This window comes from Pseudomonas sp., from assembly GCF_036387035.1.
GTDB lineage: Bacteria > Pseudomonadota > Gammaproteobacteria > Pseudomonadales > Pseudomonadaceae > Aquipseudomonas.
Genome location: NZ_DASVUM010000116.1, coordinates 1 through 23,206, shown reverse-complemented (window position 1 = coordinate 23,206; position 23,206 = coordinate 1). Strand labels below are relative to the sequence as shown.

Sequence of the window (23,206 nt, the reverse complement as noted above, 5' to 3'; positions counted from 1 at the left end):
CACGCTGCAACATTGAGGGTGTCCGGACGGGCCCCTTCCCGGCTGAAGCCGGTCCTACTGAGCACCGCATCTCCCGTGTGGGACCGGCTTCAGCCGGGAAGACGGCAGTGGGCACGCTGCGAAATCTCCGTTGCTTGGACGGGCCCCTTCCCGGCTGAAGCCGGTCCCACTGAACCCACCGCATCTCCCCTGTGGGACCGGCTTCAGCCGGGAAGACGTCAGATGGCACGCTGCAAAATTGAGGCTGTCCGGACGGGCGCTTTCCGGCTGAACCCAGCCCCACTGAGCACACCGCATCTCCCCTGTGGGACCGGCTTCAGCCGGGAAGACGTCAGTGAGCACACTGCAAAATCTCCGTTGCTTGGAAGGGCCCTTTCCCGGCTGAAGCCGGTCCTAATGAGCACCGCATCTCCCCTGTGGGACTGGCTTCAGCCGGGAAGACGTCAGTGGGTACGCTGCAAAATCTCCATTGCTAGGACGGGCCCCTTCCCGGCTAAAGCCGGTCCCACTAAACACACCGCAGCACCCTGTGGGACCGGCTTCAGCCAGGAAGGCGTCAGTGAGCACACTGCAAAATCTCCGTTGCTTGGACGGGCCCTTTCCCGGCTGAAGCCGGTCCTACTGAGCACCGCATCTCCCCTGTGGGACCGGCTTCAGCCGGGAAGACGTCAGAGGCCACGCTGCAACATTGAGGGTGTCCGGACGGGCCCCTTTCCGGCTGAAGCCGGTCCCACTGAACACACCGCATCTAACCTGTGGGACCGGCTTCAGCCGGGAAGACGTCAGTGGTGACACATTAAAGGCCCGCGTGATTGGCTGGGGAGCGTCGCTACGCTGTGTAACTGTTTGTTTTCAATGGCAACTGATGGACAGCTGTTGCTCCAGCAACAGTGACAACGGCTTGCGCTGTCACGCGGCTGCAGCGACGAGCAGCGACGGCGGACACAGGCAGTCCGACCGATCGGCCAAGGCATTGTCACGGCAGGCTTTTCTATATTTCGTCGTTTCGCGGCTCGCCCCATGCCGCGCGGTGGGCATACGCCTTGCTATCTCCAGCGCACTGCGCGCCGGCCGATTCGCACACCGGAGCAAGCCTTGACGCGCGCATCGCCCGTCCCGATCCGATCCGATCCAGGAGCCACCCCATGACGCAACGCACAGAAACGCTCAAGCTCGGCCTTTTCCTGCGGGCCACCGGGCATCACATCGCCGCGTGGCGCGACAGCGGTGCCCAGGCCGACGCCGGCATTCGGCTGGCGCACTTCATCGACCTGGCCCGCAAGGCCGAAGCGGCCGGTTTCGACACGCTGTTCCTAGCAGACAGTGTGTCCGTCAGGGGCATCGATGCGCCGAGCTTCGACCGGGTCATCGCCCCGAGCCTGAGCTTCGAGCCATTGACGCTATTGTCGGCACTGGCCACCGTGACCTCGCGGATTGGTCTGATTGCCACGGCCAGCACCAGCTACAGCGAGCCGTTCAACCTGGCCCGGCAGTTCGCCTCCCTCGACCAGATCAGTGGCGGCCGCGTGGGCTGGAACCTGGTCACCAGCAGCGACCCGGACGCGGCGAAGAACTTTGGCGGCGCGCATCACGGCGAGCAGGCCGCCCACGCCGACCGCTACAGCCGGGCCCGGGAGTTTCACGAGGTGGTCGACAAACTGTGGGACAGCTGGGAGGACGACACCCTGCTGCTGGACAAGGACAGCGGCGTGTTTCTGGACCGCAGCAAACTGCACCTTGCTGACCATCGCGGCGAGCATTTTCATGTGCGCGGGCCGCTGAACGTACTGCGCTCGCCCCAGGGCAAGCCGGTGCTGGTGCAGGCCGGTGCGTCGGAGGATGGGCGCGCCCTGGCGGCGGCCACCGCCGAAGCCATCTTCGCGGCGCATCAAACGCTCGGCGACGCGCAGGCGTTTTACCGCGACATCAAGTCCCGGGCGGCGGTGCTGGGGCGCTCCCCCGAGCACATCAAGATTCTGCCGGGGGTGACGATCTTCACCGCGCCGACCTCCGCCGAGGCCCACGCCAAACACCAACGCCTGCAGAACCTGGTGCACCCGGAGGTCGGCCTGAGTTTGCTGTCCGGGCTGCTCGGGGGCGTCGACCTCTCGCACCTGCCTCTGGACGGTCCGCTGCCCCAGGACCTGCCCGCCACCAACGCCTCGAAAAGCCGGCAGCAGCTGGTGCTGCAACTGGCCGCCGAAGGCCTGAGCATTCGCGAACTGTACTTGCGGCTGGCCGGAGCACGCGGTCACTGGACACTGGTCGGCTCGCCCGAGGAAGTCGTGGACCAGTTGCAGGCATGGTTCGAGGGCTATGGCGCGGACGGTTTCAACATTCTGCCGCCGACCTATCCCGAGGGCCTGGACGATTTCATCGCGCTGATCCTGCCGGAGCTCAAACGCCGCGGCCTGGTCCCTGCCGATGGCCCGAGCGGCAGCACCCTGCGCGAACGCCTTGGCCTGCCCTTTCCGGCTCATCCGGCAACCCTCAAGCGCGCGGCTTTGCAGGCGACGTGACGGCTGGCCCGCCGCCGCCCAGGGCAAAGCGCCGGCGTGCTCGATCCATTTGCGCAGCCAGGTCGGCTTTCGTTCACCCGTTTGGGTACCCTGACGGACATCAGGGTGCCCGTTTCTGCCAAAGCGCCCTCGCCCAGGTTTCAAGCCTGACACGCTGCGTATACTCAAGCGCAACGCAGCACTGCACTTCGAACCGCCGGGGGCGACGATGCTGGACGAACATCAATCTGCTCGCTACACGCCCTTCCCGCAGCCAGCGGAGCACCTCTGGCCGCAGGCAATCCGGCATCCGTCAGCGCGCGCATCGACGCCGCCTGCAGTGCGCCGCGCGGCCCCCTGCGCTGAAGAGGCCGCCGCACAAAGCGATTACGCGCACAGTGTTCATGCCCGCAAGATGGCTGAGTTCAGCGCTTCCATCGCCCACGAAATCTGCCAGCCCCTGCTCGGCATCGCTGCCAATGCCGCCGCGAGCCTGCGCTGGCTGCAGCGCGACGTGCCGGATATCGAAGAAGCCATCGCCGGCTTGAAAGACATTCGCGCCGGTTGCGAGCGCGCCGCCAACATCGTCAAGGCCCTGGGCGCGCTGGCCCGGCAATCACCGCTGCAGCCGCAGATTTTGAAAATTGATGACGTGATTCGCGAAGCCATTCGCCTCACCCAGCCTGCGCTCACCGCGCAACGGGTGCGACTCGAAACCGGGCTACGCGTTGAACAATCCATTGTCGCCGATGCCGTGCAGTTGCAGCAGTTGCTGGTCAATCTCATCACCAATGCCGTCGAAGCGATGGCCGCATCCCGGCGCGACGGGGCGGTGTTGCGCATCAACTCGTTCACCCTCAACGATGGCGTCGAGGTGTGCATCGAAGACAACGGCCCGGGCATCCCGGCCGACCGCCGCGAGCAGATTTTTGGCGCGTTCTACACCACCAAGAACCGTGGCCTGGGCGTCGGGCTGGCGATCTGTCGCTCGGTGGTCGACGCGCACAAGGGGCGCATCTGGGCGCAGGCCTCTTCCTGCGGCGGGGCACGCATCCGCTTTCAGTTGCCGACCTGCTGTTACTGACCCGCCGCCCGCCAGCGGCCCGGTCCTGGATCGCACCTAGCCCGGCCCTGCCTGATCTGCAATGAGCAGGCCGGACGTCACCAAACGCCAATCATTCACATTCGTTCGCGCAATCCCCTAGAATGCCGCCTGGATTCAGGCTCGTGCCCCCTGCCGTTGGCGAGGGTGGCCATGAATAGGCGACCGAGGCATGCTCGACATTCCCAAGCAAAAGACAGTGGCGATGGTGCTGTTCAACGACGTGCTCATGCTCGACGTCACCGGCCCCATGGACGTTTTTTCGATCTCCAATCGACTGCTGGCCCCGGAAAAACAGTACCGACTGATCACCGTCGCCGAGCGCCCGCTGCTTGTCCGCAGCTCCTGCGGCCTCAAGGTGCAGGCGGACCTGGCGCTGCACGACCTGCCAGCCGACATCGACCTGCTGCTGGTCCCCGGCGGGCCGGGGGCGTACGGCGTCAGCCATCCTCAGATCACCGCCTGGTTGCCCGGCGCAGCGCGAGGCGCGCGTCGTTTCGGCGCTATCTGCACCGGCGCGTTTCTGCTGGGCGACGCCGGCCTGCTCGATGGCTATCGCTGCACCACCCACTGGAACTACGTCGAACGCCTGGCACGGCGCTTCCCGGCGTCGCGCGTCGAAACCGAGCAAATCTACGTGGTGGACCGCAATCTGATTACGTCCGGAGGCATCACGGCCGGGATCGACATGGCCCTGGCCATCGTCGCCGAGGATCATGGCAAAGAGGTCGCCTTGGAAGTGGCCAAAGTGCTGCTGGTGGTCATGAAACGCCAGGGCGGACAAACCCCTTACGGCCCTTTGCTGGCGGCGGTGCCGCGGGACGACAGCGCCATTGCCCGGGTGCAGGCCCATGTCGTCGATCACATCGATGAGGCCTATACCGTGCAACGCATGGCGGACCTGGCGGCGATGAGCCCGCGCAACTTCGCCCGGGCGTTCCAGCGCGAGGTCAGCCTGACGCCCATGCAGTTTCTGCTCAACGCGCGCATCGATCATTCGCGCAAACTGCTCGAAGGCAGCGACCTGCCGCTCAAGGTCGTCGCCTGTCGCTGCGGCTTTGGCAGCGCGCGGCACATGCGCAAGGCGTTCAGCGAGCGTATCGGCATGACGCCCAGCCAGTACCGTCAGCAGTTCGGGGGCGACTGAACGAGTGCGCGCGTCAATCATCTGATCATCAGGCGCGGCCGTTGCGCCGACCTTTAGCAGACGAGCACACTGCACGGCTTATCTGACACACACCGTTCAACAGCTGGAAGGACTTCCCATGACCACCCATACCGAAACCGCGCTGCTTGCCGGAGGCTGCTTCTGGGGCATGCAGGACTTGTTGCGTCGCTACCCCGGCGTGCTGTCGACCCGCGTCGGCTACTCAGGTGGCGACGTCGAAAACGCCACCTACCGCAACCACGGCACCCACGCCGAAGCCATCGAGATCGTCTTCGACCCCGAGCAGATTTCCTACCGCCAGATCCTCGAATTCTTCTTCCAGATTCACGACCCGTCGACGCCGAATCGTCAGGGGAACGACCTTGGCGTGAGCTACCGGTCGGCGATCTTCTACCTCGACGAGGCGCAGAAAAGCGTGGCGCTGGACACCGTGGCCGACGTTGACGCGTCGGGCCTGTGGCCGGGCAAGGTCGTGACTGAAATCGCCCCGGCCGGGCCGTTCTGGGAAGCCGAGCCCGAGCACCAGGATTACCTGGAGCGCATCCCCAACGGTTACACCTGCCATTTCATCCGGGCGGGTTGGAAACTGCCCAAGCGCGACCAGGCCAAGACGGCCTGACTCGACTCACCCCGCCGGGGACCCCGTGCCAGAGCGGTCCCCTTCAGGCTGACCTTTAGCGCCGCGATGCGGTTGCCCAACGGCATCAGTGCATAAACTAATAACCAAACGATATTTAGCCAAACCTTTTTAGAACATTATGATTTGTGGCTTGCGCGCTTTCGCGCCTCACTCACGCCACGAGTCAGCCATGCCCACTTCTCGCCTCTCTGTCGGCACTTTCATTCGCAACGCGTTCTTCGCCAGCCTGGTCGCTTCGATGGCGAGCGGGGTCGCGCTGTCAGCAGAGGCGCGCGAGACGGTGCGCATCGGCTATCAGAAATCGTCCACGTTGATGACCTTGCTCAAGACTCAGGGCACCCTGGAACAAGCGCTGGGCAAGGACAACATCGACGTGACCTGGCACGAGTTCCCCAGCGGCCTGCCCTTGCTGGAAGCCTTGAACGTCGGCAACGTCGACATCAGCGCCGACGTCGCGGACACCGTGCCGATCTTCGCCCAGGCGGCGCGGGCCAGGCTCACCTATTTCGCCCAAGAGTCGGCTTCGCCCACAGCCCAGGCCATCGTTGTGCGCAATGACTCGGCGATCCACCAGCTGTCGGACTTGAAAGGCAAAAAGATTGCAGTGACCAAGGCTGCCGGTACCCATTACCTGTTGATTGCCGCGCTGAACAAGGCCGATCTTTCGTTCTCCGATATCCAGCCGGCGTACCTGTCCCCGGCCGATGGCCGCGCGGCTCTGGAAAACGACAAGGTCGACGCATGGGTGACCTGGGAACCATTCCTAAGCAGCGTGCAGCGGCAATTGCCGACGCGCCTCTTGACCGACGGCGTCGGCCTGGCCAGTTACAAACGCTATTACCTGAGCAGCACCCCCTACGCCCAGGCCCATCCGGAGGTGCTGAAGCGGGTGTACCAGCAGCTGCAGCAGGCAGGCGCCTGGATCAAAGGCCACCCGCGTGACGCCGCGCAGGTGCTCGGCCCACTGTGGGGCAATCTGGACGTTGAAACCGTCGAGGCGGCCAACGCGCACCGCAGCTATCAGGTCGAGCCGGTGAAAGCGGATCAACTGGGCGAGCAACAGAAGATCGCCGATGCCTTCTTCAAGGCAGGGCTGCTGCCCAATGCTGTGGATGCCAGGGACGTGGACATCTGGACGCCCTGAACCGAGCGCCTGGCGTCGCCAAGCGCTGCACCTGACCCTTTATTCCCACTATTGAGCGCACTTGATGAAAGGCTTAAAACCGCTGTCGTTGTCTGTCGTCCTTGGCTCCGCCCTGTTGCTGAATGCCGCGTTTTCACTGTCCGCCGTCGCCGGGCTTTTGGAAAAGGGCCGCAGTCAGGGCCTGACCGCCGGTATCGCCAACGAGCAGCCGTATGCGTACGTCGGCACCGACGGGAAGATCGTCGGCGCCAACGTTGAGATCCTTCGCGCCATTCTCGAGCCTCTAGGCATCAGCAAGGTTGAACTGCCGATCACCGAGTTCGGCTCGCTGGTGCCGGGGCTCGCGGCGGGGCGTTTCGATCTGATCGGTGCCGGCCTGTTCATCAACCCGGCGCGCTGCAAGGTCATTGGCTACTCCAACCCGGTGACCCGCTCCGGCGGCGCGTTTCTGGTCAAGGCCGGCAACCCGCTGAAGCTGCACAGCCTCAAGGACGTCGCCGCCAACGGCAAGGCGCGGCTGGCCACCCAACCCGGCAGCAATCAGGTTCAGGAAGCCAAAGACAGCGGCATCAGCACCGGCAACGTCGTGCTATTCGACAAGGACACCGAAGCACTCGCCGCCCTGCAGGCGGATCGCATCGACGTGGTGTATTTCCCGGATGCCGAAATCATTGGCCTGCTGAAGAAAGCCGAAGGCACACCGGTCGAACGTGCTCTGCCTTTCGAACAGATCCCCGACGCCGAGGGCAAACCGACCTGGAATTACCACGCGTATGGCCTGCCGAAAAACGACCCGGCGTTCACCCAGGCGTTCAACGAGCAACTGGCCAGGCTGCGCGCCTCGGGCGAGCTGCTGAAGATCCTGCAGAAATACGGCTACACCGAAAACGAACTGCCCCCCGCAGACGTGACTGCCGAGCAACGCTGCAACCGCTGATGCGAATGCCGATGCCTGCGCTGATGCCGGCGCCATTGTGGGACCGGCTTTAGCCGGGAAGGCGTCGGTGGGCACACTGCAAAATCGAGGGCGCCAGCACGGGCCTCTTCCCGGCTGAAGCCGGTCCTACAGACCGCACGCATTCAGTGGCACCGGCTTCAGCCGGGAAGTTTCTCAGCCCCTTCAACCGCAGCGCCCACGTGCTGCGGGCTTTGCGCCCCTGACATGACGGCCCCAACCCATACGAGTACGGCCCATGCTTTTTGATGCCTTCACCGTGGAAACCACGCGTTTCGTCGCTCGCCAGCTGGCCAACGGCGCACTTGTCACCCTCCAGATCACCGTCTTCGCCCAAGTGGTCGTGGTGGTGATGTCGTTCGTTATCGCGCTGATGCGTTTGTCACCGTGGCGCGCGCTGCGCTGGATCGCGACGGTGTATGTGGAGATCCTGCGCGGCATCTCCGCATTGGTGCTGCTGTTCTACCTGTTTTTCATCCTGCCCCTGTTCGGCATCACCCTGGCGCCGATGACCACCGCCGTGCTTGGCCTGGGACTGACCTTCTCGGCGTACGGCTCGGAGATCGTGCGCTCGGCCCTGAGCAATGTCGCCCAGGGACAACGCGACGCCATCAAAGCGCTGGACTTCAATGGCATCACCGCGTTTCGCCGGATCATCCTGCCCCAGGCCTTGCCGTTCATGCTGCCGCCGATGGGCAATCAACTGGTCGAGTTGCTGAAGACCACGTCGCTGGTGTCGCTGATTACCCTCAGCGACCTGACCTTCTCCGGCGGTCAATTGATCACCACGCTGGGCCAGCAAACGCTGATCTGGAGCATCGTACTGGTGTGTTATTTCGTCATGGCCTGGCCACTCAGCTGGCTGGTCAAGCGCTATGAAAGACGCGTCACCCACTGGCGTCGCGCGGTGGCGTCATGAACTTCGATTACGCCTTCGCCTGGTCCATCGTGCCGGACCTGTTTGCCGGACTGCTGGTGACGCTGCAAGTGGTGGTCCTCGGGTTTCTGTTGGCGGTGCTGCTCGGCCTGTTGCTCGCCATTGCCCAGCGCTCGAAACATGCGGTGGTGCAACGCCTGAGCGCCGGCTACCTGAGCTTCTTCCGGCACACGCCGCTGATGGTCCAACTGTACGTGCTGTTCTTTGCCCTGCCGCTGGCCGGGCTGACCCTGCCGGCGATTTCCACCGGGGTGATCGGGCTGGGGCAGTACTACGCGGCGTATATCGCCGAAGCCTTTCGCGGCGCCATCGAAGGTGTACCGGCCGGTCAATGGGAAGCGGCCAGGGCCCTGGATTTCGACAGTGCGACCACGTGGCGACGGATCGTCCTGCCCCAGGCGCTCAAGCCAATGCTGCCAGTGCTTGGCAATTACCTGATCGGGATGTTCAAGGAAACTCCGCTGCTGGCGGTCATCACCATTCCCGAGCTGTTTCAGGCGGCGAAACAGATCGCCGGCATGACGTATCGCTACAACGAGCCTTACACGGTGATGGCGCTCATGTTCCTGGCGATCAGCGTGCCCACCTCCCTGTTGTTCAAATATTTCGAGAGGCGCAGCCATGTCTGATCTCGCACACGCCCTGCCCGGCCCTGCGCCGCAGATCATCCTCAAGCAAGTGGTAAAAAACTTCGGCGCGACACGGGTCATCGACCATCTTGACCTGAGCATTCCCGCCGGCCAGAAAGTCGCGCTGATCGGCCCCAGCGGTTCGGGAAAATCCACGGTGCTGCGCCTGATCAAGGGACTGGAGGCTTATCAGCACGGCAGCATCGAGGTGGCCGGCGCGCCGGTGCCCGCCACCTCCGCCGGCTGGCACTGGCCGGGCGCGAAAAAAACGCCGGTGGTGCACCGCGTGGGCATGGTGTTCCAACAGTTCAACCTGTTCCCGCACCTGACCGTGCAGGAGAACGTCACCGAAGCGCCGCTCCAAGTGCTCAAGCTGAGCCGCGAAGAAGCCCTGGAGCGCGCCCATCAATACATCGGGCTGGTCGGCTTGAGCCACAAGGCCGATGCCTATCCGGCGCAACTGTCCGGCGGCCAGCAGCAGCGCGTGGCGATCGCCCGGGCGCTGGCCATGCGGCCCCAGGTGATGCTGTTCGACGAGGTCACCTCCGCGCTTGATCCGGAACTGGTCGGTGAAGTGCTGGCGGTGATTCGGGCCATCGCCCACGAACAACAGATGACCATGCTGCTGGTGACCCACGAAATGAACTTCGCCCGGGACATCGCCGACCGCGTGCTGTTCATGGAGGCCGGGCGCATCGTCGCGGATGGTTCGGCGACTGACGTCCTGACCAATCCGCACAACGAGCGCACCCGACGCTTTCTGAATCAGGTCGAGCAGCGTTGACGGACGCTTGGTCGATGACGCCGCATCGAAAAAAAACGCGAACTCGCCGGGCACCCGCACATCCAACGTGCATACCCACACCGAGGATGCATCCATGAGCAACGACACCCCCGTCGACCCGCGCGACGTTGTGCAGCCTGACGCGCCGACCCTCGACAGCGCCGGCAAGCCTGTCAACGTGGTTCAGCGAGACCTCAATAACGCCGACGAAGACACCCGCGCCGTGGACAAAGTCATCACGCCGACCTCCACCCGGGCCAAGGAACAGGACGTCGAAGAACTGAACAAGAAGTCGGCTGAAATCGAACGCAAGGTCGCCGACGGCCGTTGAGGTCATCCGGGCGGTCCCAGCGCCGCCCGGCTTCTGCTGTCCACTTCCCTCTTAACCTGCCGTATTTTCCCTTCATCGATTCAGCACACTGGCGGCAATGCCATTAGCTGCTAGCGTTGCTTGAGCACCACGGATCGCTCAGCCAGGCGCGCTTGTGTTCAGCTGTTGTGCCGCATGTTCTGCGTCCTCGTGGGCTGCCCGTTGCCCCTGGCAGCCGGGCACACAAAGACCCAGCCCGCTGGACACAACGAAGGGAGTCACACCATGAAAATGCCGGTGCTCGCGGCACTGCTCTCAAGCGCCATTCTGGCACTCGGCGGTTGCGCCAGTTTTCAGGTCGACCCGAGTCAGTATTCGGGCTTTCTCAAGGATTACAGCCGCCTCACGCCGGCGCAGAGTGCAACCGGCGCGCCGGTCATGCGCTGGGTAGACCCGGACGTGAAGCTGAGCACCTACCGCCAGGTCTACATCGAGCCCAGTCAGTTTTACCCCAGGCCTCAGCCGACTGCGGTGATCTCGGCGCAAGCCCTGCAGTCCATCACCCGGTATTTTGATACCGCGCTGCAACGCGAACTCGGCAAGAGCCTGCGCATCGCCAGCGGGCCCGGGCCCGACACCCTCATCGTGCGCCCGGCGATCACTGCCGTGTCGACCAGCACCGAAGGCCTGAAGCCCTATGAGGTGGTGCCCATAGCGCTGGTGGCCGCCGCCGTAAACACGGCGGCTGGTGGCCGGGATCAGTCTGTCGAAATCGCCACCGAGGCAGCGTTTCTCGACGCCGACACGCAAAAGGTGCTGGCCCAGGTGGTGCGCAAAGGCAGCGGGACCCCGCTGGAAAACGACACCACGCAACTGACACTCGATGCCGTCAAGCCGGTGCTCGACGGATGGGCCACGGACCTGCGCCTGAGTTACGAGACCCTTAAGGCGAAGAATTGACCCAAACGACTGGCCCTAGTCCGCGCCTAACAGTACGCGTACAGCCTCAAGCACGGCGCGGATCTCGAACGGCTTGTCGATCACCTTGCTGAACAGGTCCGGTCGGGCAATCCCCAGATGAGACTGGGCACCGCTCATCAACATGATGGGGATTTGCCCCAGGGTCGGGTTCTGGCGCACCGCTTCGGCCAGTTCGATGCCGTTCATGCCCGGCATCATGTAGTCGGTGATGATCAGTTGCGGCCGCTCGCGGTCGAGGATCCCCAGCGCCTTCTGTCCGCTGCCGGCAGTGACGGTCAGGTAGCCTTCGTCTTCCAGCGCGAAGCTCAGTATGTCGGCGATGAGGTATTCATCGTCGACAATCAGAATGGTGGTCATGCAACCCTCCGCGCGAGCGAGCGATCATCGGGTCGATAACGACTTCTACGCCGTTGCATTGCCTGAATCGTCGATGGCATGGAACGCAGCCTTTTTCACAGTCAGACCCTGCTCGCCGATCAAGACGTCCAGCAGGGCCGGGTCGTAGGGGTTATCACGGATTTTGAGAATCGACAGTTGCCGCGTCAGCCCCGCGGTTGATTGGGCGAAGCGGATCAGCAAAAGGTTGTCCACCATGCCGGACAAGTCCGGCGTCGGGGCGTCGATCCTGCCGCCGATCAAGCCGGAGATCTCCCAACTCGCCACCACCGTCACGCCGCGGGCGCGTAGCTCGCTCATCAAGGCGTTGTACAGGGCGAGAATCCGGGTCTGATCGGCCGAGGCGCGGGCCATGCCACCGAGGCTGTCGAGAAACACGCGTTTGATGCCTTGCTGTTCGACGATGCGCAGCAGGTCCACGGCGAGTTTGTCGATTAGCTCGGCGGTCGGCGATTTCCACGCAATGTGCAGCGCACCGGAGCGTTCCAGCGTCTCGAAATCCAGCCCGAGCGCCGCTGCTTTCATCCGCAGACGCTGGGGCGACTCGTAGAAACCGAACAGCAACCCCGGCGCCTGCGGCGTCGAACGCGCCAGAAAGTTAAGGCCAAAGGTGGTCTTGCCGGTGCCAGAGGGGCCGAGCAGCAACGTTACCGACGACTCCACCAGACCACCGCCCATCAACGGGTCCAGCGCGTCGATACCGCTGGGGATGACTCTGAATTCTGCACTGTCACGCAGGGCCGAGTGGGTGATGATTCTTTCCAGGCGCGGGTACACGACCAGGCCGTTCTCGGTGATCTCGCATTCGTGGGCACCGGGAATCGCGCCGCTGCCACGGGTCTTGCGCAACTTGATGCGGCGCACGGACCGATTGCCGACCAGCTCTTCGCCCATCTCCAGGACGCCATCGACCATGGTGTGCTCTGGGCTGCCGTCGTCCAGCTGCGAGCTGGTGAGGAAGAACACCGTGCAACCGGCGAAGGCGGCATGGCCCTGCAGTTCGGAAATGAAGCGTTTGGTGTTGAGCGAGGACTCGGCCTTGGAGCGCGCGTTGAGTAGGCCGTCGAGGATCATCACGGTGGACTTCTGACGGACGATCTCCCGGCGCAGCAGCTTGACCACTTCATCGAGGCCGTCGTTTTCCATGGTGTCGAAGGCGCTGACGAACTGGATCTGGTCGCCGACCCGGTCCTTGTCGAAAAAGCTCATGGTCGAGAGGAACTGAAACAGCCGTTCGTGGGGTTCGGCGAGCAGCGTCGCGAACAGCACGCGCCCGCCGTTACGGATGTGATTAAAACCGATCTGGTTGGCCAGGATGGTTTTGCCGGAACCTGGTCGACCCTGAATGATGTAGGAGGATCCGGCAACGAAACCGCCCATCAGCAGCTCATCAAGCCCTTCAATTCCGCTCTGAAGGCGTTTTAGCTGGTTCAAATTTTGCTTCCTCCGCCGCGGTATTGGCGTCGTGAATGTTGCGGGATATGTGCGCGACTAATCGGCCATTCTTCCGTTTTTGAGAATGCTTTCCAAGCCCAATCATCAATTTCCATTGCAGTTGCACCCGTATTCGCCGACAGATGCCGGCGGCGAACCGATGCACAGGGGCGATTAACGATCGATCGGCGCGTCGTCCGCTTCCGGCGCACACCCTTCGGTCTCGGCCTGGGACTGCTCGCTTTGGCGCTCCGGATCGTCGGGCTTGATGGGCGCGGACAAGGGGTATTCGGGCGTGTCGTCGTGGCCTGCCGGTAGATCGTCAGCAGGGCCGCACTCGAGTGATGGGCTAACAGGGCACATGGTCGCGGGTCCATAGAGGGAGGCAACGGGTTGGAGCACAGCGGCGGACACTTCGTGCGGTTGATCGGACCAGTGGAGTGAGCATTGTCCATGGGCGCGCCTTGCCCGCCACACCGCATGCTTGGCGGGCCTGGCTTTAGCCGGGAATTCGGCGGGCGTCACACTGCAGATTCAGGGCGCTGACACCGGCTTCTTCCCGGCTGAAGCCGGTCCCACTAAAACACCGCGTGCGTTCAGTGGGACTGGCTTTAGCCGGGAATTCGTCGGGCGTCACACTGCAGAGTTGAGGGTGCTGACACCGGCCTCTTCCCGGCTGAAGCCGGTCCCCCTACAAACACGGTGTGCATTCAGTGGGACTGGCTTTAGCCGGGAATTCGTCGGGCGTCACACCGCAGATTCAGGTCGCTGAAACCGGCCTCTTCCCGGCTGAAGCCGGTCCCACTACAAACACGGCTTGCATTCAGTGGGACTGGCTTTAGCCGGGAATTCGTCGGGCGTCACATTGTAGATTCAGGCCGCTGACACCGGCCTCTTCCCGGCTGAAGCCGGTCCCACTGATACACCGCGCGCTTAGTAGGACTGGCTTTAGCCGGGAAAGCGTCAGGCGTCACACCGCAGATTTACGTCGCTGATACCGGCCTCTTCCCGGCTGAAGCCGGTCCCACTAAAACACGGCGTGCATCCCGTGGAACTGGCTTTAGCCGGGAAAGCGTCGGGCGTTACACCGCAGAGTTGAGGGTGCTGACACCGGCCTCTTCCCGGCTGAAGCCGGTCCCACTAAAAACACGGCGTGCATTCAGTGGGACTGGCTTTAGCCGGGAAAGCGTGGGGCGTCACACCGCAGATTTAGGGCGCTGACACCGGCCTCTTCCCGGCTAATGCCGGTCTCACTAAAACACGGTGTGCATTCAGTGGGACTGGCTTTAGCCGGGAAGGCGTCGGGCGTTACACCGCAGAGTTGAGGGCGCTTACACCGGCCTCAGCAACACGGTGAAACAGCAGCCCCCGTCATCGCGGCTGGTGAGGGTCACTGTCCAGTGCTGGTTGGCGCAAATTCGCTGCACCAGAGACAGACCAAGGCCAAGCCCCTCCCCGCGCTGTTCATCGCCGCGCACGAAGGGCTGGAACATGGCCTGCTGTTTTTCCAGGGGGATGCCGATGCCGCTGTCCTCGACGCTGAACCCATCGCTGCGCAGCGTCAGGTGGATGAAGCCCTGATCGGTGTAATGCCAGGCGTTGCGCAGCAGATTGCCCATGACCGAGCGCAGCAAAGGTGCGTTGTGCACGTCGCCATCGACTTCAACCTGCTGGTAAATGAAACTCAGACCTTTTGCCTCAATCTGAGGGCGCCAGGTCTCGACCAATTCGTCGGCAATCTGCTTCATGGAAGAGCGTTGACCCTGGGGCACATTTTTACCTTCGGTGCGGGCCAGCAGCAGAAAGGTTTCGACCAGCTGATTCATGCCCGCCGTGGCTTTCCCGATGCGCTTGACCTGGGCGCGGGAGCGATCATCCAGCGCCGGGTACTCCATCAGTAACTCGCAGGAGGTCGCCAGCACCATGAGCGGCGTGCGCAGCTCATGGCTGACGTCGCTGGTAAACAGCTTCTCGCGACTCAGCGCGGCCCGCAGGCGACCCAGGGTTTCGTCGAAAGATCTGGCCAGCGCGCCCACTTCATCGCTGGCGTAGTCGCTGGCGAGCACGGGCGCCATTTCCAGCAATTGATCCCGGTGACGCACCTGACCGGCGAGGCGTGACACCGGCGTAATCACCCGGGACGCGAGCAGTCGACCCAACAGCACGGCCAACAGCACGCTGAGGACAAAGCCGACCAGCACCACACCGAACAGAATACGTTCCCGCTTCTCGAATTTGCGCTGATCGCGCAGCAGCACGTAATGGCGCCCGTTCACCTCCGCGACCATGGCGTAATAGGCTTTCTTGCCGCGAAAGAATGGCTGAAACCCAGGCCGCAGGCCCTTGAGATCATCGCTCATGGCCAGGTCACCGACACCCTCGTCGGCGTAAAACAACTCGTCTTTGTCCGGACGGTGACGCCAGTCATCGATGCTGTCCAGCGCCAGCAAACGGTGGAGGTTGCCGCTCAGGCTCATGGTCGTCAGGCGCTTTTCGACCAGGTGCACGGTGGCGATGATGCCGACGGCGAAAACCCCGGCGACCAGCGTGCTCATCAACGCGAAGACAATGACGATCCGCTGCTTGAGGCTGTGTTTGATGTCCATGAAGGTCCGTGCATGGCGGTACTCGAATCTGGGGCAATGCCCCGCCGGCGCGGATTATCCGATGCGTGATGTCATGGTTTTGTCAAACGGTGCGCGCTGCCCGGTAATTGCTGTTCCCACTGGAATCCGAAGCCGCCGCCGAGCGCTCCCGGACCGCTCTTATCGCACCGCGCCAGCGCTCGGCCGCATCAGCAGCATACCGCCCGCGCACCCGCCCATCAGCACGCACGTGACGATGAAAACCACGGGCATGCCGAAATGCCCGCCCAGGTAGCCGCCGGTCAGTGGCCCCAGCACCTGGCCGATGTACTGGCAGGACGTCGAATAGCCGAGCATGCGTCCGGCCACGGCGTCGGGCACCGAATGGCGAATGATCGCTGCAATGCACGGCAGCAGGCCGCCCAGGGCAATGCCCATCAGGAATCGCAGCAGCACCAGTTGCCAGGCATGGCTGACGAATGCCTGGGGGATCAACAGGACCGCCGCCGCGCTGAGGCAACCGACGACCACTTTCCAGTGACCGATGCGGTCGGCCAGCCTGCCGATGCGCGCGGCCGACAACACGCTGGCCAGCGCAGTGGCCGACATCACCAGCCCGGCCATCAGCGTCACGTTGTCGCTGTGCAACTGGGTCAGGTACACGGTGATGATGGGCTCGATGGACATGATCGAAAACATCACCAGACACGCCACCACCAACATGGTCAGCACCGGCTTCTTGTCCGGGATGACATCCCACACCCGCACCGCAGGCGCTTTGCCCGTGCCCTTCTGGCGCGGGGGCCGTGGCGCTTCTTTCATCAAGAACAGCGTCGCCAGAAAGGTCAGGAAGATCACGCCGCCGGCCAGGAAAAACGTGTTGCGGATGCCGATCAGCGGCGGCAACAGCCCGCCGATTAGAGGCCCGGTCAGGTTTCCGGCCATGATCCCCGACGACAGCATGCCCAACGCCCAGCCGGTGCGGGCTTTGGGCGTCTGCGTCGCAACCAGAATAGTCGCCCCGGAGGCATACCCGCCGAGCAACCCTGCCAGCAGCCGCAGCCCGACCAATTGGTAGATGTTTTCTGCCAGCCCGATCAGCGACATGGCCACCGCCATGCCCAGGCTGGCACGGATGAGCATCAACTTGCGCCCGTAGCGGTCACCCAATCGTCCCCACAGCGGCGCCGTGAACGCCGCCGAGAGGAAGGTTGCGCCAAACGCCACACCCGACCATTGCACGATGGCGGCCGGATCACTGACGCCCAAGTGCTCGACGTACAGCGGCAGAAACGGCAGCAGCAGGGTCATGGCGACGATGGTGGTGAACGCACCGAACACGCACACGGCGAGGTTGCGCTGCCAGTGCTCTTCAACGATGGAGGGCGGTGATGGGGGTTGGGGCTCGAATGGCGCGGGCATGACGGCTTCACCGTGAACGGAATGCGTTCACGGTAGAGGGCTAACGGCCATAAATAAAATTCATGTTTTTTATGCGGCCGATTCCGCGCAGGAATACCCCAACTGCCTACCGCCGGCGCGTGACAGGGACTTCATGAAAGGCGCGGCACCGTGAAACGAAATTCCGCGCCCGCGCCTTCCTCGCTGGTGGCCGTCAACTCGCCGCCGTGGGCCTTGACGATCCCTTGAGAGATGTACAGACCCAGGCCCGTGCCGCTCGGATTGCCTTCGCGGATGCGCCAGTAGCGCTCGAACACGTGGGGCAGCTGGTCAGCGGCGATGCCTGCACCGGAATCCATCACGCTGACCACCACGTTGTCGCCCTCCGCCACCGCCGTGACGCTCACTGTGCCAGCCTTGGGCGTGAACTTGATCGCATTGCCGACCAGATTGGACAGCACTTGAAACATCCGCTCCGGGTCGGCGAAGATCTTCAGGTCCGGCTCGACCTTGAAGGTCAGGTCGATGAATTTGTGCAGCGCCAGCGGCGTGAGCAGTGACCAGGCGTCATCGAACAACTGGCTGATTTCCAGCGGCTGGGCGTCGATGGAGTAGCGGCCGGCTTCGATCTTCGAGGTGTCCAGCAAGTCCTCCAGCAGGCGGGTCATGCGCATCGACGCCCGTTGCAGGGTCTCGATGGCCGAGTTCAGACGCTTCGAGGACGGGGTGATGTCGGCGGCAATCACCCGCTGCATCATGCCGCATTGCATGACGATGACGGTCAGCGGGCTGCGCAGGTCGTGGGAGACCACGGCCACCAGCTCATCGCGGGCGCGCACGGCGTCTTGCTCGCGCAGAACCTGGCGTGACAGGTCCGCCTCCAGCGCCGAGCGGCGCAGGTCCGATACGGCGTAGAGGTCACCGGCGCTCCAGCTTCTGGCCCTGCCGTCGACCTGCTGTTTCCAGGCGGCAAAGGATTCGCGCGGTTGCAGACGATCATTGATCACCCGCTTGGACGTGTCCGGGTTGCCGCTCCACCGAACGCTGTCCTTGACCTCGGCGCGGAACCACAGCACCGCATTGGCCACCGGTTTGGGCAAGCTGAACGCCAGCAAACCGCTCGCCACGCGGGAATAGGCCTGCGCTTCGGGGAACACCGCGCCAAGGCTGGCCGACTCGAACACCGGCCTGGCCATGGTCTGCAGCCATTGCTGTAACGCGGTCACCTGCTCTGCCGTCGGGCACTGCCCGATCAGGTGCACCTGACCGTCGATGATCACCGCCACACCGCTGGCGTCAACCAGTGTAAGCAGTGCTTGGGAATGTTCGAGCAAGCCGTTGTAAACATCGTCGGGCGCCTCGCTCATCGCACGGGAAAAACGGTCGAGCATGTGGTGCTTGGCCAGTCGCTCACGCTGAATGTGCTGATCCTCGAGCAGGCTGATCTGCATCGACAGCACCTGGCCGATGGTCTGGCAGGCCGCGCGCAGCGTGTGCGGAACCTGCAGCGGCTCCCGATTGCCGCAGCTGATCAAGCCCCACAGGCGGTCATCCTTGAGCAGGGAAATACTCATTGAGGAGCGGATGCCCATGTTGTGCATGTACTGGCAGTGGATCGGCGACACGCTGCGCAGCACTGCGTGGCTCATGTCCAGCGGCTCGCCGGTGTCCGGGCGCAACGCTGGCAGCAGCGGCGCGGGCACATACGCGGCGTCGGGGATGATGCGCAGCCAGTTCAGCCGGTACAGCTCACGGGCCTGCTGCGGAATGTCGGTGGCGGGGAAAAACAGCCCCAGGTAGGCGTCCAGGTCGGCGGTGGCCGATTCGGCAATCACCTGACCATGGCCTTCCTCCTGAAAGCGGTAAATCAGCACGCGGTCATAGCCCGTCAGTGCACGGATTTCACTGACGCTGATGGCGTACAGATCATCCAGCGACCGGGCCGATTGCAGACGCCTTAACGTGCGCGTGAGGCGCGGTCCCAGCCCGTCTGCCGACGCTTGTGTGGCGACGGGTTCCAGTTCCACAAACAGCAGGCCGTCGTGGCGGTGCAGCAGACCATCGAATGCCTGCCCGCCGAACTGCAGCGGCAAGGGGTCGAGACTGGCCAGATCGGCGTCCTGCGCCGCGTCGCGCAAGGCGTCGGCCTGCGCCTGACCCACCCAGCGCGCCAGTGCGTCGCCCGGCCGCACGTCGCTGGCGATACCCAGCATGTGCCAGGCATTGCCGCTGACCTGTTGCACCGTCCAGTCCGTTTCGAGAAGGGTCAGCAGTACGCCATGAGGCTGGATGGCGCCAGGAATGCGAATGGGTTCGTTGGCACAGCTGTCCAGCACGTCGTCCATGGTCTGCGTGTCGTTAAGCGCCATTGAGCACTCCCGCTCGCTCCAGCCACATTTGAAAGCATTCGAAGGTGAAGCACGCCGACTGCACAAGCTCGGCGTTGTGCAGGGGCGTATCGAAGTCGGCCAACTGCTTGAGGAAGGCCTTCCACAAGCGCCCGGTGTCGCGACCGTATACATCAAGAAACTCGCCACCGCTGTCGGCATCGACGCCGAGCCTGTCGGCGATGATGCGGCGCAGCACCTGGCCCCCCAGCGTAGCCCCTTCCATGACATACATCACGCCAAGCAGCTGGGCGACGCTGTTTATGGCCGGCAGCTCGCGGCACTGGGGCAACGCCAGGATTTGCACATCATTCAAGCCCAGGGCGTGTAAATCCTTGATCAACGCGGGAATCTTCTGGCGAGCCGGCTCAATGGGCTGAGGCGCAAGGAAGCGCTCCATCGACTGCTGCAAGGGCAGATGGAAACCGTAATAGGCCTGGATGATTCGTGTGTAGGTGCCAAGGTCAAGCTGCGGGTGGGTCAGCGGCAGCCTGGCTTCAAGCGCCATGTGCCGGGGGCCGGTCGCCGTGCGCAATTGCTGCAGCACACTGACAGGCGGCTGCGAAACGCCAATGCTGGGCAACTCGAGGGTGATTTCAACCAAGGGCAAAGGTGTCCGGTCTGAGCGGACGTGCCTGAACCAGCGGCAGCCGCGATGTTAAGGCAGTGATGCGCGCACACTAATGGACGCAGTGCATGGCTGTAAATATAGCGGACAGGTTAATCCGAGCGTTCGGCTGAACGGCAGTCTGTCAGGGCTGCCGTCTGTGCCTGCGGTGCGACGGCGGCGTGTTGAACAGCAATGAGCTGCGCACGAAGTCAGTGCCCGGCAAATGCGATCAGGACAATGCGAGCAGGACTAGCAGCGCGGCGACGAGAACGCCCGCCACCCACACCGCTCGGCGCTTGCGGGCGCGGGGCCTGACAGGTGTGAAGCATGGCGGAGCGCCTTCGGGACGGGGCGGTAATGGGGCAAGAACCGGTGAGCCGCGGGTGACGTTTTGCGCGACCGGTGCCGAAGCCTGAGCGTCGCGGGCCTTGCGTGAGGCGAGCTGGGCGAGCTGCTGGCGTAACCCTTCCAGCGTACTGATCGGCCCCAGGCCTCGGGCAATCAAGCGCAGGTGCAGAAGGTCGAGCTGTTCGCCCAGAAGGCCGAGGCGAGCCAGGTCACCGGGATCGACCTCGGTTCCCCGCAGCACGGTCTGGAGTTGGCCGAGGAGCCCGCCGAGAATGTCCACCTGCGCCGCCACGCTGCGCGGCCAGGGTTCGGCACCGTCGCGCAAGAGCGTTTCAATCAGCGTTATGCCTTCCGACAGCCCTCCCAGACCTTCCAGATGACTGCGCGCCAGCGCGTAGGCAGCGGCGCTTTGCAGGTCTGCCCCGTGGCTGGCGAACAACGCAACGCTGCACTGCTCGACGGTGCGCCAATCGACATCCGGGCAGGCCGGGTGGCCGAGTCTGGCGATCTCCTTGCACAACCGCTGGAAGTCGGGCAGTTCGCGCGGGTCGCCTGCGGGCCGAATCCGCTTGTCATTGAGCGCGGTCATCGCCCGCTCCTGCCCGGCTCAAGGTCGGGCCTGCAGGTCATGGCGCTTGAGGTGGCGCACCACCGCCCTTCCCTCCGGGCTCAACGTGGTGCCGAACGTCGCGGTCCGCTCGCCTTCCAGCCTGGCGTCGAGGGCGTAGACCAGATGGCCCGGCTGCGTCTGCGGCAACAGTTCGATCTGCAAGGAAACCAGACGGGGCTCGTAGTTGAGCAAGGTGTCGGCGATGGTCCGCATCAGCCCGTGGGCGGCAGAGGGCAATCCTTCAAGCACGGTGCCCATGTCGGGCAGCCCGTAATCGGGCAAATGAGCGAGGGTGCCGGCCCGGCTGTTGAGAATGCGCTGCAGGTTATCCATCACCGAGAGCACGTATTGATCGTCCTCCGCCACGTGGCAAAGATCGAGTTCGCCACTGAAATTCTGCAGCAGGGTTTCGTACAGCGAGGGGTTGAGCTCGGTCATGGCTTAGTCCTCGGCCCAGGGGCGCAGCGTCAGCCGCTGTTCGCCCAGTTCGACGACCCGGGGCCGATCCGGATCAAGGTCGTCGCGGGTGAGCAGCAGACGCCAGTCGTTGCGCTGCAGGTCGGGCTCGCGGAACAACCCCACGATGGCGATCACCCCGGCCTGTTCATTCAGCGGCACATCCAGCTGCGCGCCCTCTCCGGGCCTGATCACTCGCGATTGCTGCTCCAGCAGGTCAGCGCCCAGGAGGCGATCAGCGTCGCGCAGCAGGTCGTCGTAGGTAGCGTTGCTTACCGATTTGCCATCGCGCAGCTGGTACACCCGCACCATCACGGGTACCGACAGCGCGCGCATGTCCGTGGCTTCGGTGTTCAGCGCCAGGCGCCCTTCAAAATCCAGGTGCAGCGTTCTGACCTGTTTGTGAAAAATAGCGCGGCTCAAGGTGGCGGTGGACTCGGACACGCTTTGCGTCACCCCGCAGCCGCTGACGAGCAGCCCGAGGGCAACAGTGGGCAACGCCCTAAAGAAAGCGATGAAAGGGGTACGCGACATGAGCGGTCTTTCCTACCTGTGAAGTGGCGTGGAGCCCTTGATATCGGCCCAGATGGATAAGGATGGTGTCAGGCGTGGTGCGTGGGTCATGAGTCGAGCTTTTGACGGGGCCGCTTCTCCCGACGGCGCGCCCGTGCAACGCGAGCCCGGCGGTCATGCCCAGGAGCACCCCGCCGGCGCTCAGCGCGGACACCGGCAGGCACGCGATCGGCAACGACAACTGCAGCCGCACCGTACAACGCCAGCCCAGGTACGCCTTCAACAGCACCAGCAGATCTCGGTGCAGCCCGCCGCCGGGCAACCATTGGGGCGCCTCGTCATGGTCGGCGGTGAAAAGCGTCAGCCTGAACTCGCTGTTCACGTCGCAGCCCATACTGCCCAGTGGAGTGCCCTGGGACAGGCTCACCGGCCGCGTGGATGACAGGCTGGCAGGGAAGTCCAACACCATGTTGCGCGGCCAGTGCGGCGTTATCGAGGCCTGGGTGTGAGCCGCCAGCAACCCCACCAGCGCCGAAATACCCTCGGCGTTGCGAGTGGGCAGGCGCATCACGCCGAGCAACGCCAGAAAGCGCGACAGCGGCGTGGCGATACGTTTCGCCGTGCCGGGGATTCCCAGTCCGATCAGCCCGAACAGGCACTGCGACGTCGGGTCGGCGCCGGCGGGTGCAAACGACGCCGGGTAGGAGTACTTGCGCCAGATCCGGTAGTACTGGGTGAAGACGCGGTGGTTAAAGATATCGAGGAAGGCCTGCAACGCCTCGTGACCTTCACGCCGTTGCGCGATGTCGTCGAGGTAATGCGTGGGCAGCGGCGAATCCACGCCATAGAGGCCGAGCAGCCGCGTGCGCACCGTGGCGGGCAAGGTCTGATCCACGGAAGACCACTCCAGCGCCTTGAGTTCACTGGCCGGAAAGCCCATGCCGGGATCGGGGCGAAAGCGCACCAGGTCGTCCGCCGGGTGTTCCGTGCTGCCTAACGGCGGGTGACCGGGCGCGGCGTTTTCCAGCAACTGGCAGAAGCGATAGACGCTGGCTTCGGCCACTCGCCCCTGCACGGCATCGAGCCATGCCGCGGCCCTTAACCGGGAATCCGCTGGCTGTGGTTTTCGCTCCATCGCAGGCTCCTCCCGGTCGGTTGCAGGATCAGGGTGATCTGAGTGAACAGATGGATGTCGGCGTACAGCGCGAAGAACCGATGCAGCATTTCGCCGAACAGGCAGATGTCGCCCTCGCCGGCAAAGCCGTTGGCGTCCAGGGTCACTTCGATGTCCACGCCCCGCAGGAGAAAGCCCTTCTCG

The 23,206-nt window shown here is 63.7% G+C and carries 23 protein-coding genes; 11 read left to right on the top strand and 12 right to left on the bottom strand.

Features of this window, described 5'->3' with window-relative positions; genetic code table 11:
• Positions 1-1,145: 1,145 nt before the first annotated feature.
• The 11 genes from VF672_RS10740 (at position 1,146) to VF672_RS10690 (ending at position 11,127) form a co-directional block, all read left to right on the top strand.
• Entirely contained in the window at positions 1,146-2,519 is a 1,374-nt protein-coding gene (locus tag VF672_RS10740) for an LLM class flavin-dependent oxidoreductase (RefSeq protein WP_331104492.1), read from the top strand.
• A 394-nt stretch (positions 2,520-2,913) separates the two neighbouring features.
• Positions 2,914-3,582, top strand: coding sequence for a HAMP domain-containing sensor histidine kinase (locus VF672_RS10735; protein WP_331104490.1), 669 nt, complete (start codon positions 2,914-2,916; stop codon positions 3,580-3,582).
• A 190-nt stretch (positions 3,583-3,772) separates the two neighbouring features.
• Positions 3,773-4,747, top strand: coding sequence for a GlxA family transcriptional regulator (locus VF672_RS10730; RefSeq protein WP_331104488.1), 975 nt, complete (start codon positions 3,773-3,775; stop codon positions 4,745-4,747).
• A gap of 118 nt (positions 4,748-4,865) precedes the next feature.
• Positions 4,866-5,387, top strand: a complete 522-nt coding sequence (gene msrA, locus VF672_RS10725; RefSeq protein ID WP_331104486.1) for a peptide-methionine (S)-S-oxide reductase MsrA — start codon at positions 4,866-4,868, stop codon at positions 5,385-5,387.
• Between the two features lie 259 nt (positions 5,388-5,646).
• Positions 5,647-6,552, top strand: a complete 906-nt coding sequence (locus VF672_RS10720) for an aliphatic sulfonate ABC transporter substrate-binding protein (RefSeq protein WP_331104494.1) — start codon at positions 5,647-5,649, stop codon at positions 6,550-6,552.
• A gap of 64 nt (positions 6,553-6,616) precedes the next feature.
• On the top strand, positions 6,617-7,489 hold the full coding sequence (gene ehuB / locus VF672_RS10715) for an ectoine/hydroxyectoine ABC transporter substrate-binding protein EhuB (protein ID WP_331104484.1): 873 nt from the start codon (positions 6,617-6,619) through the stop codon (positions 7,487-7,489).
• 256 nt (positions 7,490-7,745) lie between these two features.
• Positions 7,746-8,426, top strand: coding sequence for an ectoine/hydroxyectoine ABC transporter permease subunit EhuC (ehuC, locus tag VF672_RS10710; RefSeq protein WP_331104482.1), 681 nt, complete (start codon positions 7,746-7,748; stop codon positions 8,424-8,426).
• Positions 8,423-9,073, top strand: coding sequence for an ectoine/hydroxyectoine ABC transporter permease subunit EhuD (gene ehuD / locus VF672_RS10705; protein WP_331104480.1), 651 nt, complete (start codon positions 8,423-8,425; stop codon positions 9,071-9,073). The genes ehuC and ehuD overlap by 4 nt, the downstream gene beginning before the upstream one ends.
• Positions 9,066-9,857 carry an amino acid ABC transporter ATP-binding protein gene (locus VF672_RS10700; RefSeq protein WP_331104478.1) on the top strand — a complete coding sequence of 264 codons (792 nt, stop codon included), beginning with the start codon at positions 9,066-9,068 and terminating at the stop codon, positions 9,855-9,857. The genes ehuD and VF672_RS10700 overlap by 8 nt, the downstream gene beginning before the upstream one ends.
• Before the next feature lie 94 nt (positions 9,858-9,951).
• Entirely contained in the window at positions 9,952-10,188 is a 237-nt protein-coding gene (locus VF672_RS10695; RefSeq protein ID WP_331104477.1) for a hypothetical protein, read from the top strand.
• Between the two features lie 264 nt (positions 10,189-10,452).
• On the top strand, positions 10,453-11,127 hold the full coding sequence (locus tag VF672_RS10690; RefSeq protein WP_331104475.1) for a DUF3313 domain-containing protein: 675 nt from the start codon (positions 10,453-10,455) through the stop codon (positions 11,125-11,127).
• Positions 11,128-11,142: 15 nt separating this feature from the next.
• Here VF672_RS10690 and VF672_RS10685 read toward each other — a convergent pair whose 3' ends face one another.
• From VF672_RS10685 to VF672_RS10630, 12 genes are all read right to left on the bottom strand, one after another.
• Positions 11,143-11,505 (bottom strand): response regulator, encoded by a 363-nt coding sequence (locus tag VF672_RS10685; protein WP_331104473.1) that lies wholly within the window; start codon positions 11,503-11,505, stop codon positions 11,143-11,145.
• A gap of 45 nt (positions 11,506-11,550) precedes the next feature.
• Positions 11,551-12,978 (bottom strand): ATPase domain-containing protein, encoded by a 1,428-nt coding sequence (locus VF672_RS10680; protein WP_331104471.1) that lies wholly within the window; start codon positions 12,976-12,978, stop codon positions 11,551-11,553.
• A gap of 174 nt (positions 12,979-13,152) precedes the next feature.
• The gene (locus VF672_RS10675) at positions 13,153-13,341 is read right to left on the bottom strand and encodes a hypothetical protein (RefSeq protein ID WP_331104470.1); all 189 of its coding nucleotides are present in this window, start codon (positions 13,339-13,341) and stop codon (positions 13,153-13,155) included.
• A 968-nt stretch (positions 13,342-14,309) separates the two neighbouring features.
• The gene (locus VF672_RS10670; protein WP_331104468.1) at positions 14,310-15,584 is read right to left on the bottom strand and encodes a HAMP domain-containing sensor histidine kinase; all 1,275 of its coding nucleotides are present in this window, start codon (positions 15,582-15,584) and stop codon (positions 14,310-14,312) included.
• Positions 15,585-15,743: 159 nt separating this feature from the next.
• Complete coding sequence (locus VF672_RS10665; RefSeq protein ID WP_331104466.1) at positions 15,744-16,985, bottom strand: MFS transporter; 1,242 nt, start codon at positions 16,983-16,985, stop codon at positions 15,744-15,746.
• A gap of 131 nt (positions 16,986-17,116) precedes the next feature.
• Positions 17,117-19,333, bottom strand: a complete 2,217-nt coding sequence (locus tag VF672_RS10660; RefSeq protein ID WP_331104464.1) for an ATP-binding protein — start codon at positions 19,331-19,333, stop codon at positions 17,117-17,119.
• Positions 19,323-19,955: a biliverdin-producing heme oxygenase gene (locus VF672_RS10655; protein WP_331104461.1), complete on the bottom strand. Its 633-nt coding sequence runs from the start codon at positions 19,953-19,955 to the stop codon at positions 19,323-19,325. The genes VF672_RS10660 and VF672_RS10655 overlap by 11 nt, the downstream gene beginning before the upstream one ends.
• 235 nt (positions 19,956-20,190) lie before the next feature.
• Positions 20,191-20,898, bottom strand: a complete 708-nt coding sequence (locus tag VF672_RS10650) for a type VI secretion system ImpA family N-terminal domain-containing protein (RefSeq protein ID WP_331104459.1) — start codon at positions 20,896-20,898, stop codon at positions 20,191-20,193.
• Positions 20,899-20,916: 18 nt separating this feature from the next.
• A complete protein-coding gene (tssE, locus tag VF672_RS10645; RefSeq protein WP_331104457.1) occupies positions 20,917-21,357 on the bottom strand; it encodes a type VI secretion system baseplate subunit TssE in 441 nt (146 codons plus the stop codon).
• A 3-nt stretch (positions 21,358-21,360) separates the two neighbouring features.
• Complete coding sequence (tssJ, locus tag VF672_RS10640; RefSeq protein WP_331104455.1) at positions 21,361-21,909, bottom strand: type VI secretion system lipoprotein TssJ; 549 nt, start codon at positions 21,907-21,909, stop codon at positions 21,361-21,363.
• Positions 21,878-23,023 (bottom strand): type VI secretion system baseplate subunit TssG, encoded by a 1,146-nt coding sequence (tssG, locus tag VF672_RS10635; protein ID WP_331104453.1) that lies wholly within the window; start codon positions 23,021-23,023, stop codon positions 21,878-21,880. The genes tssJ and tssG overlap by 32 nt, the downstream gene beginning before the upstream one ends.
• A partial coding sequence (locus VF672_RS10630) for a type VI secretion system baseplate subunit TssF (protein WP_331104451.1) occupies positions 22,987-23,206 on the bottom strand: 220 nt, incomplete at its 5' end. The genes VF672_RS10630 and tssG, both read right to left, overlap by 37 nt.

Coding starts and splice junctions, on each gene's coding strand:
- tssE (WP_331104457.1), bottom strand. CDS start 21,357: ATGACCGAGCTCAACCCCTCGCTGTACGAAACCCTGCTGCAGAATTTC.
- VF672_RS10670 (WP_331104468.1), bottom strand. CDS start 15,584: ATGGACATCAAACACAGCCTCAAGCAGCGGATCGTCATTGTCTTCGCG.
- VF672_RS10665 (WP_331104466.1), bottom strand. CDS start 16,985: ATGCCCGCGCCATTCGAGCCCCAACCCCCATCACCGCCCTCCATCGTT.
- VF672_RS10650 (WP_331104459.1), bottom strand. CDS start 20,898: ATGACCGCGCTCAATGACAAGCGGATTCGGCCCGCAGGCGACCCGCGC.
- VF672_RS10695 (WP_331104477.1), top strand. CDS start 9,952: ATGAGCAACGACACCCCCGTCGACCCGCGCGACGTTGTGCAGCCTGAC.
- VF672_RS10700 (WP_331104478.1), top strand. CDS start 9,066: ATGTCTGATCTCGCACACGCCCTGCCCGGCCCTGCGCCGCAGATCATC.
- ehuC (WP_331104482.1), top strand. CDS start 7,746: ATGCTTTTTGATGCCTTCACCGTGGAAACCACGCGTTTCGTCGCTCGC.
- tssJ (WP_331104455.1), bottom strand. CDS start 21,909: ATGTCGCGTACCCCTTTCATCGCTTTCTTTAGGGCGTTGCCCACTGTT.
- VF672_RS10735 (WP_331104490.1), top strand. CDS start 2,914: ATGGCTGAGTTCAGCGCTTCCATCGCCCACGAAATCTGCCAGCCCCTG.
- VF672_RS10720 (WP_331104494.1), top strand. CDS start 5,647: ATGGCGAGCGGGGTCGCGCTGTCAGCAGAGGCGCGCGAGACGGTGCGC.
- VF672_RS10675 (WP_331104470.1), bottom strand. CDS start 13,341: ATGTGCCCTGTTAGCCCATCACTCGAGTGCGGCCCTGCTGACGATCTA.
- VF672_RS10740 (WP_331104492.1), top strand. CDS start 1,146: ATGACGCAACGCACAGAAACGCTCAAGCTCGGCCTTTTCCTGCGGGCC.
- VF672_RS10660 (WP_331104464.1), bottom strand. CDS start 19,333: ATGGCGCTTAACGACACGCAGACCATGGACGACGTGCTGGACAGCTGT.
- VF672_RS10730 (WP_331104488.1), top strand. CDS start 3,773: ATGCTCGACATTCCCAAGCAAAAGACAGTGGCGATGGTGCTGTTCAAC.
- ehuB (WP_331104484.1), top strand. CDS start 6,617: ATGAAAGGCTTAAAACCGCTGTCGTTGTCTGTCGTCCTTGGCTCCGCC.
- tssG (WP_331104453.1), bottom strand. CDS start 23,023: ATGGAGCGAAAACCACAGCCAGCGGATTCCCGGTTAAGGGCCGCGGCA.
- VF672_RS10685 (WP_331104473.1), bottom strand. CDS start 11,505: ATGACCACCATTCTGATTGTCGACGATGAATACCTCATCGCCGACATA.
- ehuD (WP_331104480.1), top strand. CDS start 8,423: ATGAACTTCGATTACGCCTTCGCCTGGTCCATCGTGCCGGACCTGTTT.
- msrA (WP_331104486.1), top strand. CDS start 4,866: ATGACCACCCATACCGAAACCGCGCTGCTTGCCGGAGGCTGCTTCTGG.
- VF672_RS10690 (WP_331104475.1), top strand. CDS start 10,453: ATGAAAATGCCGGTGCTCGCGGCACTGCTCTCAAGCGCCATTCTGGCA.